The 19411-nt window shown below is 41.7% G+C and carries 22 protein-coding genes; 4 read left to right on the forward strand and 18 right to left on the reverse strand.

Annotated features, from left to right (window positions below):
- Window position 1 precedes the first annotated feature (1 nt).
- From SHALO_RS05920 to SHALO_RS05950, 7 genes are read right to left on the reverse strand one after another with little or no spacing between them, the layout of a single operon-like run.
- On the reverse strand, window positions 2-607 hold the full coding sequence (locus SHALO_RS05920; protein WP_069477781.1) for a histidine kinase dimerization/phospho-acceptor domain-containing protein: 606 nt from the start codon (window positions 605-607) through the stop codon (window positions 2-4).
- Entirely contained in the window at window positions 594-1412 is an 819-nt protein-coding gene (locus tag SHALO_RS05925; protein ID WP_084010760.1) for a metallophosphoesterase, read from the reverse strand. The genes SHALO_RS05920 and SHALO_RS05925 overlap by 14 nt, the downstream gene beginning before the upstream one ends.
- Window positions 1369-1908: a YceI family protein gene (locus tag SHALO_RS05930; RefSeq protein ID WP_069477782.1), complete on the reverse strand. Its 540-nt coding sequence runs from the start codon at window positions 1906-1908 to the stop codon at window positions 1369-1371. The genes SHALO_RS05925 and SHALO_RS05930 overlap by 44 nt, the downstream gene beginning before the upstream one ends.
- Window positions 1901-2899: a hypothetical protein gene (locus tag SHALO_RS05935; RefSeq protein WP_025344334.1), complete on the reverse strand. Its 999-nt coding sequence runs from the start codon at window positions 2897-2899 to the stop codon at window positions 1901-1903. The genes SHALO_RS05930 and SHALO_RS05935 overlap by 8 nt, the downstream gene beginning before the upstream one ends.
- On the reverse strand, window positions 2892-4469 hold the full coding sequence (locus SHALO_RS05940) for a cbb3-type cytochrome c oxidase subunit I (protein ID WP_069477783.1): 1578 nt from the start codon (window positions 4467-4469) through the stop codon (window positions 2892-2894). Before SHALO_RS05940 ends, SHALO_RS05935 begins: the two co-directional genes overlap by 8 nt.
- On the reverse strand, window positions 4453-5079 hold the full coding sequence (locus SHALO_RS05945) for an ABC transporter ATP-binding protein (protein ID WP_238585300.1): 627 nt from the start codon (window positions 5077-5079) through the stop codon (window positions 4453-4455). The genes SHALO_RS05940 and SHALO_RS05945 overlap by 17 nt, the downstream gene beginning before the upstream one ends.
- On the reverse strand, window positions 5076-6158 hold the full coding sequence (locus tag SHALO_RS05950) for an ABC transporter permease (protein ID WP_069477784.1): 1083 nt from the start codon (window positions 6156-6158) through the stop codon (window positions 5076-5078). Before SHALO_RS05950 ends, SHALO_RS05945 begins: the two co-directional genes overlap by 4 nt.
- A 136-nt stretch (window positions 6159-6294) precedes the next feature.
- On the opposite strand from SHALO_RS05950, the gene SHALO_RS05955 reads away from it, so the two are divergent.
- Window positions 6295-7179 carry a 3'-5' exonuclease gene (locus SHALO_RS05955; protein ID WP_069477785.1) on the forward strand — a complete coding sequence of 295 codons (885 nt, stop codon included), beginning with the start codon at window positions 6295-6297 and terminating at the stop codon, window positions 7177-7179.
- 147 nt (window positions 7180-7326) lie between these two features.
- A complete protein-coding gene (locus SHALO_RS05960) occupies window positions 7327-8997 on the forward strand; it encodes an HD domain-containing protein (RefSeq protein ID WP_069477786.1) in 1671 nt (556 codons plus the stop codon).
- A 14-nt stretch (window positions 8998-9011) separates the two neighbouring features.
- On the opposite strand, the gene SHALO_RS05965 is transcribed toward SHALO_RS05960, so the two are convergent.
- The 5 genes from SHALO_RS05965 to SHALO_RS05985 all read right to left on the reverse strand — a co-directional run bounded on the left by SHALO_RS05965 (window position 9012) and on the right by SHALO_RS05985 (window position 12574).
- Window positions 9012-10214: an IS256 family transposase gene (locus tag SHALO_RS05965; protein WP_069477787.1), complete on the reverse strand. Its 1203-nt coding sequence runs from the start codon at window positions 10212-10214 to the stop codon at window positions 9012-9014.
- Window positions 10168-11421, reverse strand: coding sequence for a type II toxin-antitoxin system HipA family toxin (locus SHALO_RS05970; RefSeq protein ID WP_084010766.1), 1254 nt, complete (start codon window positions 11419-11421; stop codon window positions 10168-10170). Before SHALO_RS05970 ends, SHALO_RS05965 begins: the two co-directional genes overlap by 47 nt.
- Window positions 11411-11653 carry a helix-turn-helix domain-containing protein gene (locus SHALO_RS05975; protein ID WP_069477788.1) on the reverse strand — a complete coding sequence of 81 codons (243 nt, stop codon included), beginning with the start codon at window positions 11651-11653 and terminating at the stop codon, window positions 11411-11413. Before SHALO_RS05975 ends, SHALO_RS05970 begins: the two co-directional genes overlap by 11 nt.
- A gap of 155 nt (window positions 11654-11808) precedes the next feature.
- A complete protein-coding gene (locus SHALO_RS05980) occupies window positions 11809-12117 on the reverse strand; it encodes a DUF6172 family protein (protein ID WP_069477789.1) in 309 nt (102 codons plus the stop codon).
- Window positions 12118-12181: 64 nt separating this feature from the next.
- Window positions 12182-12574: a thioredoxin family protein gene (locus SHALO_RS05985; protein ID WP_069477790.1), complete on the reverse strand. Its 393-nt coding sequence runs from the start codon at window positions 12572-12574 to the stop codon at window positions 12182-12184.
- Between the two features lie 131 nt (window positions 12575-12705).
- On the opposite strand from SHALO_RS05985, the gene def reads away from it, so the two are divergent.
- Entirely contained in the window at window positions 12706-13251 is a 546-nt protein-coding gene (gene def, locus SHALO_RS05990; RefSeq protein WP_069477791.1) for a peptide deformylase, read from the forward strand.
- Window positions 13248-13622 carry a YbgC/FadM family acyl-CoA thioesterase gene (locus tag SHALO_RS05995; protein WP_069477792.1) on the forward strand — a complete coding sequence of 125 codons (375 nt, stop codon included), beginning with the start codon at window positions 13248-13250 and terminating at the stop codon, window positions 13620-13622. Before def ends, SHALO_RS05995 begins: the two co-directional genes overlap by 4 nt.
- Here SHALO_RS05995 and SHALO_RS06000 read toward each other — a convergent pair.
- The 6 genes from SHALO_RS06000 to nifB are packed head-to-tail and all read right to left on the reverse strand — an operon-like array spanning window position 13619 to window position 19393.
- The gene (locus tag SHALO_RS06000; RefSeq protein WP_069477793.1) at window positions 13619-14887 is read right to left on the reverse strand and encodes a hypothetical protein; all 1269 of its coding nucleotides are present in this window, start codon (window positions 14885-14887) and stop codon (window positions 13619-13621) included. The two genes, SHALO_RS05995 and SHALO_RS06000, sit on opposite strands and share 4 nt — an antisense overlap.
- Window positions 14884-15546, reverse strand: a complete 663-nt coding sequence (locus SHALO_RS06005; protein WP_069477794.1) for a uracil-DNA glycosylase — start codon at window positions 15544-15546, stop codon at window positions 14884-14886. Before SHALO_RS06005 ends, SHALO_RS06000 begins: the two co-directional genes overlap by 4 nt.
- Window positions 15547-15581: 35 nt before the next feature.
- Window positions 15582-16577: a leucine-rich repeat domain-containing protein gene (locus SHALO_RS06010; protein ID WP_069477795.1), complete on the reverse strand. Its 996-nt coding sequence runs from the start codon at window positions 16575-16577 to the stop codon at window positions 15582-15584.
- Window positions 16570-16827: a hypothetical protein gene (locus SHALO_RS06015; protein ID WP_069477796.1), complete on the reverse strand. Its 258-nt coding sequence runs from the start codon at window positions 16825-16827 to the stop codon at window positions 16570-16572. The genes SHALO_RS06010 and SHALO_RS06015 overlap by 8 nt, the downstream gene beginning before the upstream one ends.
- A 4-nt stretch (window positions 16828-16831) precedes the next feature.
- A complete protein-coding gene (gene nifV, locus SHALO_RS06020) occupies window positions 16832-17944 on the reverse strand; it encodes a homocitrate synthase (RefSeq protein ID WP_069477797.1) in 1113 nt (370 codons plus the stop codon).
- An 18-nt stretch (window positions 17945-17962) separates the two neighbouring features.
- Window positions 17963-19393 (reverse strand): nitrogenase cofactor biosynthesis protein NifB, encoded by a 1431-nt coding sequence (nifB, locus tag SHALO_RS06025; RefSeq protein WP_069477798.1) that lies wholly within the window; start codon window positions 19391-19393, stop codon window positions 17963-17965.
- Window positions 19394-19411 lie beyond the last annotated feature (18 nt).

Here is a 19411-nt window from a genome sequence, read left to right on the forward strand (position 1 = left end):
GTTACATGTAAATCGTTTCCATGGTATGGGTTTCTGCTTGAAAAAGGAGCTCTTCAATCATTTTTTGAAGAATCATAATCTCCTCCAGTTGGGTCTGTAAAATCGCACGGTATTCGTCATTGGGGCGCTGTTTTCGCAGGGCTACTTCGATCTCACCTCTCATGATGGTGAGAGGTGTTCGCAGTTCATGCGAGGCATTTGTGTTAAACTCTTTGACCCCTCGAAACGCTTTTTCAAGGCGGTCTAACACCTCATTAAACGCAAGGGCAAGATGGTTGATTTCATCATTAAAAGGTCTTTGCTCGATGCGCTTGGAGAGGTCTTTGGGCGTAATCGCTTTGATCTCATGAAGCATGGCTTGAATGGGTTGAAAGTATTTGTGAATCAAAACATAACCTCCCATACTCGAAAAAATCAAAATAAACGGGTTCAGTAACCACAATGTCCCAAGAAAATGCTCGATGGCTTCATGCGCTTCTAGCGTTACATAGGTTCTTTCATGTAATGTGTGTTCCACATTGATATAGAGGGCATAGTTAAACCCTGCTAAAATCAGTGTTTGAATCGCTAAAAACCATAAAAGCAATTTCACTTTAATGCTCAGCATGTTCTCCCTTTGTCAGTTTTAAGATGACCACTTCGCTAGGCGTCCGAAACCGAAAATCAAAGCCCCAACTGCCATACCCCGTCGTCACACATATCTGCGTTTTGTTCTTTACATGTAAGCCTTGAAGGTAGGGCTGAAAAAGCCTCACGATGTACCCAAACGGATAAATTTGCCCACCATGCGTATGACCGCTCAGTTGCAAATCGATAGCAAACGTCTGTGTCAAACGAATATCTTTAGGCTGATGGGCGAGTAAGATGGAAGGAATCTTCGCATCCAGCTCACTAAACAGCTTCTTTGGATCTCGTTTGATGCCAAAATAGCGACTAAACGCATCGCTTAGCCCGACCAGTTGAAGTGCTTCATCACCACGTTTGAGGGTAATGAAACGGTTGTCTAAAAGCGTAAATCCAAGCATCTCAATTTCACGTGCCAACTCTTTACATGTAAACAAAAGATCGTGGTTGCCACTGACAAAATAGACAGGGTGTTTGATGTGACTTAGGCGCTCAAGTTGGGCACGTATGCGTGCAGGATTGGTATCGAACAGATCGCCTGTGAGTGCAACCATGTCGATCTCCAGTTCATTGATTTTATCGACCAACTCTTCAAGCGCATACAAGGGCGTTTTAGCGTTTACATGTAAATCGCTCAGATGCACGATGGTAAAGTTTTCAAAAGAGGAGGGTAGGTTTTTGATGTCAACCCTCAAACTTTTAAAATTCACCCTCGCATACGCTTTTTCAAACAGCATGCTGTTTTTAATTTTTTGCCAAAGCAAGATCATAAGAGATAACGACTTCATCACGCACGCTTAAAAAAAGAAGGGTCGGAGGCTCGATGCCAAATTCACTCATCTTGATGCTAAAGTTTCCTTTGAGTTTAACAAGATCACTTTGATCGGTAATGTCGGCTTTAGTATTGATCTCTTTGGTCTGTTTATTGAGGGTGAGAGCACCGATAAGATGGTAGCCATCTGCCTCTTTACTGACCTCTTTGAGTTTGAAAACCGTGCTTGGATGTTCTTTTACATGTAACGTCTCATACATGCTCTCATCGCGCGATCCATTCTCACTTTTGAGCGTTAAAAGATCGATGGAGATGTCACCTTTGAGGGATTCTACGGCGTCATCCATGGTAAGTTTTGTAACGACATGCGTGCTTTTAGGCGCGATATTGCTATCACCAAATATTTCCGTTTGAGCGCCAATGAAGCCCTCTTTAAAACTAAGCTCTTTGGCATAAGCGGCACCACAAAGTAGGGATGCGGTAAGCAAAGAGAGAGCGATTTTACTAAACATTGTTAATCCTTTTTTGAGAAGTTTGATAGATAAAGCTATAGATTTCTGCGCACAAAAGGACGCAGATAAAGATAACGCCAACATAGGTGTAGCCGCCAAGCGCGCTAAGGAGCCCACCTCCTCCTGCGATCCAACCGGTAAATACCATGATAACACCAAGCAATCTTAAATTGCCAAGCTTTGAGAGTCGTTTGAGAATGACAAAGTTGTAGTACGAGATCACAAACGGATAGATCATACTTAACAGCACCGCTTCACGTGCCGCGTAGAGCATGTAACTGAGCGCAAATAAAAGCACGATGATAAACGAGTGATGCTCCCTTAGCGTGTCACGAAGCAGATAGGCTGAGCCCATTCCTACCAAGTGAAAGACTAAGATGATGTGCCACGTCTCTGCTCTCCAGATGGAGATGTCGCTCGTGCGTGAGAGCGTTTCAAACAGATTGGAATCCAAATACGCCCAAATGGACATCGATAAAACCGCGTAAATGCTTAGTCGCTCAAGCGCAATCTCTTGCTCAAGATCTGGCAAACGGTGGATAAAAAAGCTACATGTAAAGGCAATTAAAGAGAGCGCAATGGCAAGATTGCCCCGTAAAATGGGTTCATACGTAAAGAGTGCCGTCGCAAGTGCGTAGGTTATACCAAGGGCTATGGCAATTTCAGTGTAGCGACCTTTGGTAAATTTAATCAAAAGCGGTGCGCTCATACCCAAACTGACGCCAAGAGCGCCCAAAACCACAAGGTTTAACGAAGGGTAAAAGAGTGAGCAGAGCGCTTGAAGCCCCACAAAAAAGATAATTTTTTTCTGGTCGGTATTGAGCCAGCCAAACGAACGGTACACCAGCAAACTTCCCAGAACACCGCCTAATGGAAGGGTAAAGAAGGCTTGGATGTCAGAGTGAAACACTTCAATAATCCCTGTTTGTGCGATGAGCAAGTAGTAGCAAAACTCACTCGCAACAAAGAGTGTAAAAAGGGCATTAAACATAAAGTCTCCTTTCAAATTTTGATGCAAACATAATATATACAGAGGCAAAAACAAGGTCATACACAGCGATAAGCATCGCTTCAACACCCAACTGGTGTGAAAGATAAAGCGATAAAAACATAGCAGAGACGACGATGCGATTAAACGCGCTTATTTTGGCGAGCATAGGCGCATATAAGGGCTGAAGCAAACCAAAAAGATGCAAAATGCCTGTCGTTGTCATAAACGCAAAGACGATATATTCGTACTTCCCTTCAAAGCCAAATCCTAAAAGTGGGTAGAGCGTCGCGGCAAAGGCAAACAAAAAGATGCCACCCAGTGCATCAGAGAGAAAACCTGTGAGATGATAGAGTCTAAGAGAATCCAGTTTCTCAACATTGAGCCCAAGTTGTGGGTAGAAAAAGCCTGTCGTTACGAGGATAATGAAGAGTCCACAGAGCATTCGAATCGTCCATAAAAGATGAATATCTGCTTGAATAAAGCCCGCTTCCATTAGTCCTGCCATCGAAAGTGCGATAAGCATCAGCGTAAAACCAAGTGTGTAAAAAAAGCTAAATGAAAGCTGGTTAAGTTTTTTAAGGTAAGGCGAAACGACTGCCATCGCCATAAAAAAGATGCCCACACCCATGGCGATATGTGCGTGTGCAACGATCAGGTCATTGCGGTGAAATAACCAGCGAATGGAAGGGATAAACAAGATGTTTCCCTCGATGTCCACAAACAAAAACGAGTAGACCGAGATGGTCAAAAATGGGTTGTTCTTAAAGGTGATGTTAGCATCTCTCAGCCATTTGATAAGCAAAGGCACAAAACAAAGCGTTAGGTACTGAAAAAACCACTCTTGATTGTAGCTAAGATCACCGATAAAAATGCGGTGCGCAACCGAAGCAATGTAGCCAACCAATGGAATAATCCACATTGCGTGATACTTCGCAACAAACGTCTCTTTGGCATGCAGTTTGATAAGAAGGTAAAAAATAGGAATCAGGGTAAAACTCATTCCAAGTGTATTGTCTCCATGAGGACCGACAATGGTTTTCTCCACTTGCCCGATGACAGGGTTCATCAGCACCAAAAGTGCAATGGGTGAGGCGATAACAAGGTATAAAGAGACTTTGATCCACAAGGGAATGACCTTGTACGCTTTGATGTAGTCATAGAGTGCTAAGATGTAAAAAACACCCGAAAAAGCAAGAATGAAGTTGAGCTCATACGCAAAGTCGTAAAAAACGAGTCCACGGTGCACACCTAAAAGAAGGCTGATAGTCATAAAGACCAAAAAGATGCACCAAAGGGTAAAGTAGATTTTGAGCTTTTCAAGCCCTTTTTCACTGTGGACGTTCTCTTTTTCCATCAAAACAAACGGCAAAAATGAGAGCATCAATGGCACAAAACCATAGAGCATCAACGAGACATGCGCACTTCGAGCATTGACCGCTGAGAGTGTGGAAGAGGGTAGAAAGTAGCCCAAAAGGTTGAGCGAATACTCAAATCCAAAGGCTAAGCCAAGCACGAAAAAGAGTGAGCCTATCGCAAAGGCTTTTTGTATAAAACTAGAGAATTTTTCCATCTGTTACCTCGATAATTTTGTCTGTATACGCCGATACATTGCGGTCGTGCGTCGCGATGATAATGGTCGTGCCACTTTGGGAGAGCGATTTGAATAGCTCATAGATATTTTGCGAATTGTGTGAGTCTAAGTTGCCTGTGGGCTCATCGGCGAAGATGATTTTGGGTGCGTTCACAAGAGCCCTCACGATGGCGGCACGTTGACGTTGTCCGCCTGAAATCTCATCAGGGTATTTGTCTTTGATCGCTTCGATACCACATTGCTCAAAAAGCGTGTCGATGTAGGGGCTTTTTTTGTCGATGGCGGCAAGTTTAATGTTTTCCAAAACCGTTAAATACCCGATGAGGTAGTGAAACTGAAAGATAAACCCAATCTCTTTTTGACGAAATGCGTCGATGTCTTTGATCTGTGCGTAGGCTTTGCCCTCAAAGAAGAGTTCGCCAAGGGTAGGACGAAGCAGTGAGGAGAGAATGGAAAGCAGGGTTGATTTACCACCGCCGCTTTCTCCAACAATGGCGATAAATTCACCTTTCTTTGCCGTAAAATCAACGTTGTCTAAAGCAAGATCGTGTTTGTAGTAGTGCGTAATGCCACGTGCTTCGAGTATCATAATGCACCCCTTTGAATGAGGATGATCGGATCGATCTTTGAAGCGCTATACGCTGGAAGCAGTGCGCCTAAAAGCGCCATGAAAAGGGAGAAACCAAAGACAGTAACAATCGTCTCGAAGCTAAGCTCACCGTTCACATAGCCTTGAAACTTCTCAATGTGCGCGATCATAAACAGAAGTGCTTTGGAGAAAAGAAGAGCCGAGATAAAGCCAACGCAGGTGATGACAAATGTCTCACCAACCACCATCGTTATGATGAAATTGGACGACTTACCGATGGCTCTTAAAATGCCAAACTCGCTGCGACGTTCGTTAATCGTGATGCTGATAAGACTCGCAATTCCAAGAAGTCCCATCAAAAACGCCACCGCGCTGATGACATTGGAAGAGGTTTCAATGATCTTAAATTGATTGTAATTGTCCACAAATTCATGCGTGGTTTTTGCTTCAATGTCAGAGCTAAGCGCGTTGATGTGCTCTATCATCGCGTTTGCTTCATCACCTCGCTCCATGCTCACCAGCAAGATGGACGCCTCTTTGTTGAAAATGGCACTCGCATCTTCACGGTTCAAAACCGCTCCACCATCTTCAAAGCCAATACCGTTTTCAAAGATGCCAGAAACGGCGAACGTTTTATTGGAGATCGAGACGGATTTAGGCGCATGCAGACGTGCATTGATGTTTTTACCAAGGATGACTTCACCCTTTTTTGGGTAAGTGCCCTCAGTGAGCGCATAGGTTTTAAAGCGGTTTTCACTTACCCCGTAAATCGCAGCGATGGGAAGTTCGTTAATCGGCGAAGCGCCTAGGATAAGCGCGTAGACCTCTTTCACCCCTGCAATCATTTTGATTTTATCGGCAAGAGACGCGTTGACATCGCTGAAAAAGGTATCGGCGATTTTGGCTTGCGTGACGATAATGTCGCCCTCGGTTTTGAGCATCGTGGAGTACATGCCGATGATGCCGCGTGAAATCGAGGTGATCATAAAGATCGCCATGATCGCAACAGTGATGCTCGTATAAATGAGAAACGTTTTAAAGCGGTTGCGATTCAGCGCTTTAAAGAAAAGTGAAATCAATCGAATTCCTTTTGTGTTATATTTTGATGACAATTTTAAATGATCAAAATGAATGGAGTATGAATTTTCTTTACATGTAAAACATTTAAAAGCTAGTTTGACGTACAATGAGGTACAAATGAGATGAAGGCACGCTATGAAAATTATTGTTTTAGATACCGAAACAACGGGAATGTTAGAGAAAGATCGCATCTGCCAGCTTAGTTTTTTAGTCTTAAATGAGGAGTTTGAGATCGAAGAGGTTTATAACGATCTGAGCATGCCACCCCTTCCTATCTCTTACGAAGCGATGGCGATCCACCACATCACGCCTGAAATGCTTGAAGGTGAGCCCGCGTGCGTGCAAACCAAAGCGTATAAAAGACTGTGTGAGCTGAACGCAGTTTCCAACATCCTCGTTATTCAAAATGCCGCGTTTGACCTTGGAATGCTCGCCAAAGAGGGCTTTACCTCGCAGATGAATCTCATCGACACCTTCCGTGTTTTGCGTGCTCTTTACCCCAACGATGGCTCGTTTAGCTTGCAATTTAAACGCTACCAATGGGGACTCTACAAAGAAGAAGAGGGCATCGCCAAAAAGCTTAACATCACCATCAAAGCACACGACGCACTAGGCGATGTCATCGTACTCAAACACCTCTTTGAGCGACTGTGCGAAGATCATTCTATGCCAAAAATGATCCTGCTCTGCTCCGAGCCCATCATCCTCAGCCACATTCCCTACGGCAAGAACAGAGGCAAAAAGTTCGTCGATATCGCAAAGAGCGACCGCCAAGACCTCCACTATATGCTAAGTTCCAACGGACTCGACGAGGACATGAAAGCCTCCATACTCCACGCGCTAGAGAGCACCAAAGAGAGCGTGACCCTAACCATCGGCTTTGGCAAATACGCAGGCAAAACCCCGCTTGAAGTTTTAGAGCTTGATCGTAACTATCTTGTGTGGATGGTCAATAAGATGGATAATTTGAGTAGCGAACTGAAAGAGGCGATAGAGAAGGTGTTGGTTTCGTATCCGTAGATTTACATGTAAAGATTTTTAGACGTCTAGCTCTCGGATACTCCTCTATTTTGATAAATCTCTGTAGAGAAAAAGTATTAATTGGGTAATCAAGTTTAAAAAATGTTTAGTTATAATTTAATAATAAATAAATATTATGGAATCAAAATGAATAGTATAGAAAGTGTAAAGTTATTTGAAAAGTTAAAAAATAAAGATACACAATTTGCTTCGAAAGTCTTAGAAACCTCAAATCTAATTGAAGAATTAATCAATAAAAAAACTACTATTAACTTTCCAAACTATACAAACCATGACATTAACCACTCTATAAATATTATGAATACAATGTATGAATTGATACAATCTAACATTGATGATTTTAACCAACTAGAACTTGCTTTAATGATTTATGCATCACTTTTTCACGATATTGGAATGTCTCTTGGTGATGACGAAATTTCAAAGATTAAAGATAGTACATCTAAGTATTTATACAGCCAAAGTTTTGAACAAATAAAAAAGAATTCTACCAATGAAGAATTGGCACTTCAAGAGGTAATCCGAACTCAGCATGGAAAGATAGCCAATGATTTGGTTACGAACAAATATAAAGAGTATTTTCTACTTCCAAATACATCAATATCTTTTGCTCAAGATTTAGGTTTGATTTGTCAAAGTCATACAGAAAGGGAACGGTATTTAAGTAAATTACATGTAGATAGTTTAAAAGGAGAGTATTCGTACAACCCTCAATTTATAGCAATACTTTTGCGAGTAGCAGATATACTAGATATTGACTCTACTAGAACACCACTTGAACTTTATAAGAGTATGGACTTAAACGAATATAGTAACGAAGAGTGGTTGAAAAATCTTACTATTGAAAACACAAAAAAGATATTTGTAAAAAATGATTTAAAAATAGTCAGACTTGATGGTAATGTTAAAGATATTAAAGTACACAGAAAACTTTTAAACTATATTGAATGGATTGAAAATGAGTTAAGACTTGCAGTGGAGAAAACAGCAGATATGCAAGAAAAATATAGATTGCATCTCAACACAAAAGTTCAGAACAACATTCAACCTATTGGTTATACTATTCCTGATTTAAAATTAAATATGGACTATAAAGCAGTAACAAAGTTGCTCATGGGTGAGTCTGTATATGGGAGTAAAGCGTTAGGTTTGAGAGAACTTTTGCAAAACTCCATAGATGCATGTATGGTAAAAAAAGAGAAGCTACAGAGTGATTATAAACCTACGATAGAGATAAATATTTTTAAAGATAAAAATCAAGTTATTGTCAAAGATAATGGAATGGGTATGAATGAAAATATCATCAAAAAATATTTTCTCAATGTAGGAAAATCTTACTATAAATCATCAGATTTTTTAAACTATGAACATACTTACAATCCCATTGGAAATTTTGGCATAGGTTTTTTATCTTGTTTTATGCTCTCTTCCCATGTTAAAGTTATGACAAAATATCATGGTGATAAATATATGTATCGTATTGATTTAGAACAGGAGAGTGAGTATATATCTTTTTCACAAGATGAAGATTATACAGTAGAGTCGGGAACACAAATTATACTTAATTATGAATCACTTGTTAAAGCAATGGAGTTTAAAGAAGATGATTTTGAAAGATTATTATTAGATTTTATAACCGATAATATTTTGATTGAAGAGTTTGAAATAAAAATAAATGGTATAACAATAAAACAAAAAAATACTATTAAAACCAGTGAGCACATAATCAATATAAATAAATATGCTAAAAACCTATATGGAAGGGAGTGTTCAAAATTCTGTGTCAGCATCCAGTAGCTCCTAAAATTGTATCATAAATTTAAAGCGTGATTGAGTCTGCCCTCGAAATAAATCGAGAGTTGTGAGAGGGTTAGACTCCAGTTTCGTATAGGCATTGTCCATTTTTTCTCTGCATTTTTAATACCCATAAAAAGAAGTTTGAGTAAACTATCATCATTAGGAAAAGCACCTTTGGTCTTTGTCAATGTTCTAAACTGGCGATGTACCGATTCAATGATATTAGTGGTATAAATAACCCGTCTAATATCTTCAGGATACTGAAAGTACAGTGAGAGATTATCCCATTTGTTACGCCAAGATTGAAACACAATAGGATACTTTTTACCCCATTTTTCTTCTAGTTTATCCAGTTCATTTTCAGCCTCTTCTTTACTGAAAGCTTGATAAACAGATTTGAGTTCACTGGCAAATTGTTTTTGATTGGAAGAACCTATAAATCTGAGGGAATTACGTATTTGATGGACAATGCAGAGTTGTACCTCTGTGTCGGGAAAAACGGAAGTAATCGCTTCAGGGAATCCTTTGAGTCCATCGACTGAGGCAATCAGTATATCTTTAACGCCACGATTTTGCAGATCGGTGAGTACTTGCAACCAAAACTTTGCTCCTTCACTTTCACCTAAGTAAAGCCCTAACACTTCTTTTTTACCATCCGTTTTAACACCAAGAACGGTGTAAAATGCTTTAGAGATATAACGTCCTTCATCTTTGACTTTATAGTGAATGGCATCTAAGAAGATAAAGGGATAGAGTTCTTCCAAGGGACGAACGCGCCACTCTTGTAACATAGGTAGGATTTTATCCGTTACAGCGCTTATGGTGGCTTTAGAGAAGCCGACACCGTATATCTCTTCAATATGGTCTGCTATTTGACTATAACTGTTTCCAAGAGCATACAGTGAGAGTATCTTTTGCTCAATTTGATCCGACATATAGGTCTGATTCTTCTTTACGATTTGGGGCTCAAATGTACCTGCTCGATCTCGGGGGACATCCAGTTCAAAACTGCCTACTTCACTCTTCATTGTTTTAGAGCTAGTACCATTTTTACGGTTTTTTGCTAAATCTTGTGTGAGATGTGATTCTATCTCTGCTTGGAGCGCTGCTTCTGTCAGTTGCTTGATTAGTGGAGCAAGTGCTCCATCTTTTCCACCAAGGGCTTTGCCCTCACGAATCTGTTGTAATATTGCCTCTGTGTCTATCTGAAATTCCATCGTTCAATCCTTTTGTATTTGAAATACTACCAGATTGACACAGATTTTCTAACGCTCCCCTTTTAAACACTTCAACCAAACTGTTCAAAAATGCTTTTACATGTAAATCATTTTCTATCTCAATGCGTTCTTTGACTTCATGAGTAGTGATGCGTAAAGATTCGACACATTCATCGTAAAGTACTAGAGTTTCATTAGGACTTAGCTCACAACTCTCTTTGCCAAAACGGAGTAGAAATGCTTTGCTCCACCATTTTTTACTTCCCAAAAGATGCAAAGCTGGGATGTCTTTTTGGATGTATAGTGTGGTGCAGACGACATCGTACGCAGGTGCAAGCCAGATGTTGTGGATGTTTTCATAGAGCACGCCAAAGTTTTTGAGGTGCGCATCACCATTTTGCACGAGTGTGTTAATGACCATCATCTTGAAAAAGTCTCGTAAAGCCTTTTTCTTGTGTTTGGGCGAGACAAAGGTTTTGATGCTTTTGGCAACATATTCGTAAGAGCCTTCGTATTTTTCATCGGCTTGACGTGCTTGAAGAACACACATATCTTCAAAGCCTAGATAGCTTCCATCGTCTTTGATGTCAAAACGTTTCATGATGAAGAGCTTGTTGTCATCGGAGAGGTAAAACTCAGGGACTTCTATGCCTGCACATTTTACGACTTTCATGCAGTAAAATTCGTTAAGTGCTAAGTGTGGGTACTCATCTCCCCATGACTTGACGATGTACTCTTGTAGTGGTAAAGTTACTTTGTCGCGCACTTTGGCTAAGACTTTGGGCTGTACACCACTGATAGGAGAGCCCAGTGCAAAACGGGTTACAAGTTCATCAAAGAGCATTTCACTTTTAGGATGCAAGAGTGCATCCAAACTGAGGGTTGCTTCTTCTTGCGTGGTTTCAGCTTCGTATGTAAGTCTGCCTCTAATGCTGTGTGCCATGAGCTGAAGCAGTCCGAAGTCATCGGTTTTGGTTATTTTTGAGAAATGTTTTTTGATGATGGAAAGCAGATACCCCTCAGGCAAGTGCATCTCAAAGATTGGGTGGAGTTTGGGGTTCGCATAACTTTTGGATCTCACAGGCATACTAAGCGATACAAAAGCATTTTGATTGTCGGTTGTGTAGTCAAAGATGTATTCGTTATTTTCAAGAAGTATGCTTCCCACTTTTTCAGTAGAAACCTTTACATGTAAACTATCTTTCATCTCTTAACTCCTCAAACGTAGGGAAGGGCGATTTCTCTTTACATGTAAGCTCATAACCTAAGTAGTCAAGTATTTGGAGTATTTTTTTGATGCCAACATCGGAGCTTGTGCCATTTTCAAGGGAGCTGATGGTGGCTCGTGAGATACTAAGATCACGAGAGAGTTGTTCTTGCGACACTTTTTTCTCTTTACGAAGTTGTGCCATGTGCGCTCCAAACTCTTTTAAATCCATAACAATTCCTTGACTAATATTTTAGTCATTTTATAATATTAAGGCATAAATGTCAAATATATTGTGCAAATTGTAAAAAGAGAAATGGAGAAAATTGAAGGAAAGTAGTTTACATGTAAAGCCAAAAGCCAAGCTTTGCACTTTACATGTAAAGCTTATTTTGTCTCTTCACCCTTAGTAGCAGTGACAGGTTTTTTGGCAGGTTTGGCGATGATCTCAACGTAGCATTCGCTCCATTTTGCGCTGTGTGCTTTGTCTATTTCTTCGCCAAGATCGGCTTGGTGAATGGCTTGTGCGTTTTCACTGGTTTCGCCGAATTTGCAGTCAAAATCCCAGAAATGGAATCCTTCAGGTGTTTTTTTAGCGCGTTCACGTTTGATGTATTTTCGGATTTCATGTTTGATGGACTCTACGAGTCGGTCACTATTTTTATTCTCAACTTGGAGGTGAAATATCTTTTTCAAGGCTTGCCTTTTAGGTTTTTATTGATGTGCGATATTGTACTTTATTTCACCTTTGAGCGTCACTTTATTTGAACTCTGCCTTATAGGCTTTCTCCAAAATATTCATAAATGAGGCTGGGTCCATATAGCCTGTGTAGCCTTCGATGATGGTGTGGCGCGATGGCGAGAGGATGGCGTTGGCAGGGACGTATTTTGTGTGCAAATCTTGAGGGAGTGCGGGATCATCTTGGTCGATGGAGACGAAAACGAACTTTTGGTCTATCTGTTTTTTGTAGGTTGCATTGTTGAAAATTTCGCGTTGCATTCGGCGACAATAAGGGCAGTCATCCCGTACAATGTTGACAAGAATCAGCTTTTTTTCGCGAAGTGCTTTGGCACTCTCTTCTTCTAAAAAGCTCGCATGCAGTGCTGACATACCAAGAAATACTACCAAAAAAGCTTTGAGGAGCGTGCGCATGGTGTTTTACCTTTGGAATAATTTTCTAAAACTCTAACACATGTGAATGGTCTTGTTGCTTAAAATAACGCTCTTTAAAGTGTGACTATGCTAAATTACTCCCAATTTTCAATACTAAGGAAGAAGCGATTATGGCAAATCTTCGTGAAATTTACCAACTTGGATCGGATGTGATACGAAGCGTTGCGGAAAAAGTAAGCGATGTTCATGCCGCGGATATTCAAAGTCTGATTGACGATATGATCTTTACATGTAAAGAGTCAAAAGGTGTCGGAATTGCAGCCCCTCAGGTAAATTGCTCTCAAGCGATCATCATCATTGCCTCCTATCCAAACGAGCGCTATCCGCATGCGCCGATGATGGAGCCCACGGCACTCATCAATCCGAAGATCATCTCTCATTCGTCATCGATGCTCAAAGATTGGGAAGGGTGTTTGAGTCTGCCAGGCATCAGAGCACAAGTGCCACGTTACCGTGAAATTGAGGTTTCGTATACCGACAGAGAAGGCAATGAACATACCGTCATGTATCGCGATTTTGTTGCGCGGATTTTTCAGCATGAGCATGACCATCTGGTCGGAAAAGTCTTTTTAGACCGCATAGAGTCGACATTCGATGTTGTGATGGAAAAGGAGTATCAACGCCTAATGAGCGATGAAAAAGGAGAAAGAAGTTGAAAACACGAATCTATTACGACGATACCGATGCAGGTGGTGTGGTGTACCATGCCAATTACCTGAAATTTTGCGAGCGCGCGAGGAGCGATCTTTTTTATGAAAAAGGGAAAAGTCCTGCTGTGAATGGTGGGCATTTTGTGGTGACGCATCTTGAAGCGGATTTTATAAAGTCGGCAAAATTGGGTGATGTGATCGAAGTGAAAACCAAGCTGTTACTCCTGAAAAATGCTTCGCTTATTTTGCAACAAGAGGTATGGAGAGAGGAGGTCAAACTCTTTGCAATGACTTCCACTCTTGCGTATGTTAAAGAGGGGAAGCCATGCAAAATTGATGAAGAGACAAAAGCCTTTTTTAGAGAATTTTTCATTTAATTTCCGCGAATAAACTCATTGCGACCGGGTTGGTAGAGTGAGGTGTTATAGACCACTTGGTTGCCGGTGATGGTTTCTTTGAATGTGCGTTGAATGGTTCCATTGAAAAACTGCTGACACAGATAATCAGCGCCAATGGACGTTGAGTAATTGACCCAGTCATAGACGATGTCATGTCCAAACATCGTGTTGATCTCTTCGAGAGCTGCGGGTGCTTTTTGTATGGAGTTGGCGATGTACATTTGATCACGATCTTCATACTGCGTCAGTGTTAAAAGCAGTGGATTGTAATTGACTTGGGTTGAAAGAAGCATGTAAGGATGAATGTCATTGGAGCGAAGTTGCGATGCAATGAGGCTTGAGGTTACGAGCTGTGTATTGAGATAAAGCGATGCGTTATTGAGGGAGCCATTGCCTTTAAACATCTGCCTAAAATTCGCTTTGGGGCTCTCTACGCGTTTTTCATACACAACGCGATTGCTGTTCTTCTTCACTAAAGCATTGAGTTGGTAACTCAGACCACTGCCATCTTCAAAGGTGCCGACTCTCTCATTGGCTTTTCCTGCCAAAAGGGCGATTTGCTGGTCATAATCAATCCCACCAAAAATAATGTTAGCCCCAGAACTTCGCACATTGGAGCTGTGCAGTGTGGGGATAAAAACAAGGGTATCTGTGACACGACTGGCGATAATATTGGCGCCTTCGGCAGTGACAGGTGCAATGATGTAGTGGTATCCGCCTGCTTGAATGTCAGAAAGCGCTTTGGCGATCGACTCTTCTTTTTCATCGCCTGAGTTAAAGACGTTCAGATCAAAGTAGTAGTTTTTATACAAAAGATAAGAAATAACGGAGTTTACAGAGGTAATCGCATATTTTTTAATGGTTTTTTGAGGTACTAAAACAGCGATCTTAATCATCGTGCTATCATCATTAAGTGGTTTTGGCATTGGTGCTGCGATGACAGGCTCAAAAGGTTGATCGGATGTCGGCTCAACGCTGGTACTCGGTGTGGGTGTCGCCATGGCAAGTGTTGTGGAGCTAATCGTTGAGTCAATCACAATGGGAGCAGAAGGCGGTAAGGTTTCCGATGGGGGTATTTCAGAACCTGGATAGGTTGCGGTGCTTTTTTGATTGATTGCTACGCCTTTTTTTGCGTTGGAAGAGATATTGTACGTTGTTGGTTTGTAGGGTACAGGTGCTTGGTTTGTGGCGGTACAACCTGCAAAAAGAAATAAACTGAGGGTGAGGGGCAACCAAAGTTTCATAACATGCTCCTTATTTTTAACATATCTGCAAAAACCTCTTTTTTGCTACTGGGGTTTCGCAGTAAAAAACTGGGATGGAACGTTGGGATCAATTTGGCTTCACCAAAATTGAGCACCGATCCTCTTATTTTATCAATAGGTGTATCATATTCTCCTGTGAGATGATGAAAACTGGTCGATCCAAGGGCGACAATAATTTTGGGTCGAATGGTTTGGATCTGTTGCATCAGATAAGGTTTGCAACACGCAACTTCTTCGGGTGTCGGAACGCGATTGTCAGGTGTTTTACACTTTAAAATCGTGGTCACATAGACCTCTTCTTTAGGAATCAACAAGACATTTTCGATCATCTTTGCTAGCAGTTCACCACTTTTTCCTGTGAACAGTGTGCCTGTTTCATCTTCACTGACACCAGGACTATCCCCGATGAACATCACCTTGGCGTGCAGATTTCCTGCGCCAAAAATGACATTTTTACGACTTTTAGCAAGGGCACAGAGATGACACCCTGCAACGCTACTTTTAAGCTCTTCTAAGTTGTTCGAGAGGGTGGGCTGTTTGCTCAAAGAGAGTGGTCTATACTCTTGGAAGAATTCAAATCCCATGGCTCGGTACTGGTATAAAAGTTTTAAAAGTCGTATTTTTTCAATTTGAGTCATTCTTATATGGTAGCCAAGCGGGAGTTAAAATATCCTTATTCAACGTCGCAGTACTCTAATGAGGGGATACTAGGCTTTTTCAGGTCATGGTTGTTGGCGATAAAAAGCGTTTTAAGGTGGGTGAGGTTTTGGATGGAGTTTGGAAGGGAACTGAGGAGGTTTTCTTCAACATCGAGCTCATAAAGACTGACCAGATTGCCGATGCACTCTGGAAGCGTGCTAAGGCGGTTGGCACTTAGGTCTAAGGAGGTGAGTTTTGCAAGCGTGCACAGTGCGGCTGGAACCTGTTCAAGTAGGTTGTTTTCCAGTGAGAGAATTTGCAAATCTTCTAATTTGGAGAGATCAAAGTCGATGGAAGAGAGATGATTGGATGCAAGGTTGAGTTTGACCAGCATATCGTGCGCTTCTAGGGAAGGAAGGTTTTTTAAAAGATTGCCCTCCAAGATGAGCGTTTCAAGCTCTTTTATCTCACCGAGTGACTCGGGTAAGGTGGTCAGTTTATTGAACGAAAGATCTAAAAAATAGAGCGATTGCATGGAACCAAAGACTTCAGGTAAACGCTCAAAATAGTTGGTATCTAAGCTTACATGTAAAAGTTTTTTGAGGTTTTTAAACGCTAGATCAAGGTGGCTCAGACGGTTCACGGCAAGGGTCAGTCGGGTGAGATTTGTGAGATCATAAAAGCTTTGAGGAAGCGTGTTAAGTTGATTGCCATTGAGATTTAAAATCACCAAAGAACGAAGCGCTCCAAAATTTTCAGGAAGACTTTCCAACAGGTTATTTTCACACTGTAAATTGCGAAGATTTTTAAGCGAGCAAATGCTTTTTGGAAGCTCTCTTAAGCGGTTACCTGATATTTTAAGTACACTAAGGTTTTGCAATGCTCCGATGCTCTCAGGTAGGCTTTTAAGCTTTTTACGATTCAAATCAAGTGTGGTTAAATTTTCCAGTTTGGAGAGTTCACGAGGAAGCGTATGTTCCAATCCTTGGGACTTAATCCACTGTGCAAAATCGCGAATCTGCTCATTCATCACTCTTTCCTTGCTCAAATCGGCTGTTTTTCTGATCGATCAAAAAGGCAATCTCTTCGTAATCAATTTCACCAAATTCTACCATATTAAACAGTGCCATCAAAGGACGTCTGCAACACGTCTGGTTACATTCAGTGACCAGTTTTTTAGCTTTTTTGTAGGGTAGGGTGGTGGATTTGAAAATATCAATAGCATCTTGAATGGTTTTTTGTCCACATTCACAGATGATTTTTGAGGCATACTCTTGCATAAGTTTATCCCGCTTTTGAAGCGATATAGAGCGCTTTTAGCTCCTTCTTGTTAAGAACTTTTTTACGATTTGTGACCATTTCACGCACTTGGGGAAGCATTTTATTGATGACTTCGTTTTCAGGCTCATAACCCATGGCGCGTAGATGAAAGAGAAGCGTTGAACTGCCTGAATGCTTGCCTATCGGATAACTTCGTGTCATCCCCACACTTTGTGGGGTAAAGGCTTCGTAGGCTTTTTCATGCTTAATCATACCATTGACATGGATGCCAGATTCATGCGAAAAGATGTTTTTACCCACAATTGGCATCGCCGCAGAGATGCTTTGATTTGAGGCTTTTTCGACCAGTTGAACCACATGCTTCAGTGCGTCTGGATTGATGATGCGCTCTTCGCCAAAGAGGTGAGCAAGGCTCATCAACACTTGCTCGAAACTCGCATTACCAGCGCGTTCACCCAGTCCAATGACGGTGGTGTTGACGCTCATAGCGCCCGCTTCGAGTCCACTGATGGCATTCGCCGTTGCCATACCAAAGTCATTGTGCGTATGCATCTCGATCTCTAAAAGGTTAAGGCTCGTGAGGTAGGAGATGTGCTCATAAATTTGATGCGGACGCATGATGCCCACGGTGTCGCAGTAACGAAAACGGTTGGCTCCAACACTTTTACCTAGCTCCATCACCTCTTTTAAAAATCCGAGATCGGCTCTGGAACTATCTTCGCCACCAATGCAGGCAAAAATACCCTCTTGGCGGCTTACATGTAAAACCTCTTCGAGATTTTTTAAGAGCCGTGCTTTGTCGCCTCGAAATTTGGCTTCGATGAGAATGTCCGATACGGGAATAGAGAGATCAACGGCTTTTAAACCACACGAGAGTGAAGCTTCAAGGTCACACATCGTGGCACGATTCCAACTCATAATGCGAAGAGGCAGATCAAGGGCTAATATCTCTTTAATATCGGCTTGCTCTTTCGCCCCCATCGCAGGAATACCCACTTCAAGCTCGTCCGCACCTGCTAGATAAAGTGCGGAAGCAATGGCGATTTTCTCTTCGGTATTAAACGCAACATATGGCGCTTGCTCACCATCTCTGAGTGTGGTATCGTTGATAATCATCGTGTGTTCCTTTGCTTCTTATGAAGCGGTGAAAAAGTGTTTACGCACACCTTTTAGAACAGAAATCTCAATAGGCTCATCCGCAAAACTCTCATCACAGGTAAGATGAATGCTCTCCAACTCTTTTTGTGGGCATTCGCCAATTTTTTGAGTTAAGAGAAGATGGCAATCGGAAAGGGCATTTTTTATCTCTTCGATAGGATACGTTCCATTGCAGTTCTCTTTGCCCATACAGTACGAGTTTTCTACTTTACGGTGCATGATAAATTTGATCGCTTTATCGCCCGCTTCGTAGATCAAAAATTCTTTAGCACTGCCGAAGTGGTCATTAATCAGTCCATTTCCCCTCGTTGTCACAGCTACAAGCATTGTGTTTCCATTAGAGCTGAGTTCGTCTTTGTTCGTCGCTTCTTCTTGATTGATTTTGCCGTTCGCTGCTCGAAGCGCTCTTCGCCATGTCTCGATGTTTTCATGGGTTTTCATACGTTGGTTCAGGTCGTAGTGGTGCGCAAGCTCTTCAAAGCTTTTGTCAACAAAGCTCTCTTTGAAAAATTCATCACTGCGATCTTCACCCAAAAGCCCAACAGCGTCGGCGCGGCATTGTCGACAGTGGCGCATCAATTTGACATTGACATCGCATGCTTCTTGTGCCTTCATGAGCTGTTTATGACTCGCACTTGGAACGCCGTCCAGTCCAAATTGGGTTCCGTATTCTGGTTTTGAGATAATCGGCATGACGTTTTGAATGAAAACACCTAGTTCTTTGACTTTTCGCGCGACAAAGGGAAGGTGCTCGTCATTGATGCCAGGGATTAAGACCGAGTTGACTTTGACAAGAATGCCTCGCTCAACCAGCATTTGAATACCAAGAAGTTGTTTTTCAAGCAACAATTTCGCCCCCTCAACTCCACGGTGTTTTTTATGTTCGTAAAAAACCCATGGATAGATTTTAGAGCCGATTTCGCCGCTCTCATCAACAGAGTTCAGTGTCACCGTCACATGCTCAATGTTGTACTTGGCAATCTCATCAATATGTTTATGAATCATCAAACCATTCGTTGAAAGACAAAGTTTGATGTCAGGAGCATATTTTTTAAGCAATGAGAAAGTCTCAAAGGTTTGCTTAGGATTGGCAAGTCCATCGCCGGGTCCTGCGATGCCTACAACGCTGAGTTGTTGGATCAGACCGCCTACATGTAAAACCTTTTTCACCGCCTCTTCAGGGGTGAGTTTATAGCTCGTAACGCCTGGGCGACTCTCGTTGGAGCAGTCGTACTTGCGGTTGCAGTAGTTGCACTGAATGTTACATGCAGGGGCTACTGCCACATGGATACGCGCATAATGTTGGTGGGCATCTTGAGAGTAACATGGGTGGTTGTTAATCTTTTGCATGATGCTGGCATGAAGTTCATTTTGGGTGTTGGTGGATGATGAACAAGAACAACTCATGTGCGATCCTTTAGAATT

Source organism: Sulfurospirillum halorespirans DSM 13726, assembly GCF_001723605.1.
In the GTDB taxonomy this organism is placed as follows: Bacteria; Campylobacterota; Campylobacteria; order Campylobacterales; family Sulfurospirillaceae; genus Sulfurospirillum; species Sulfurospirillum halorespirans.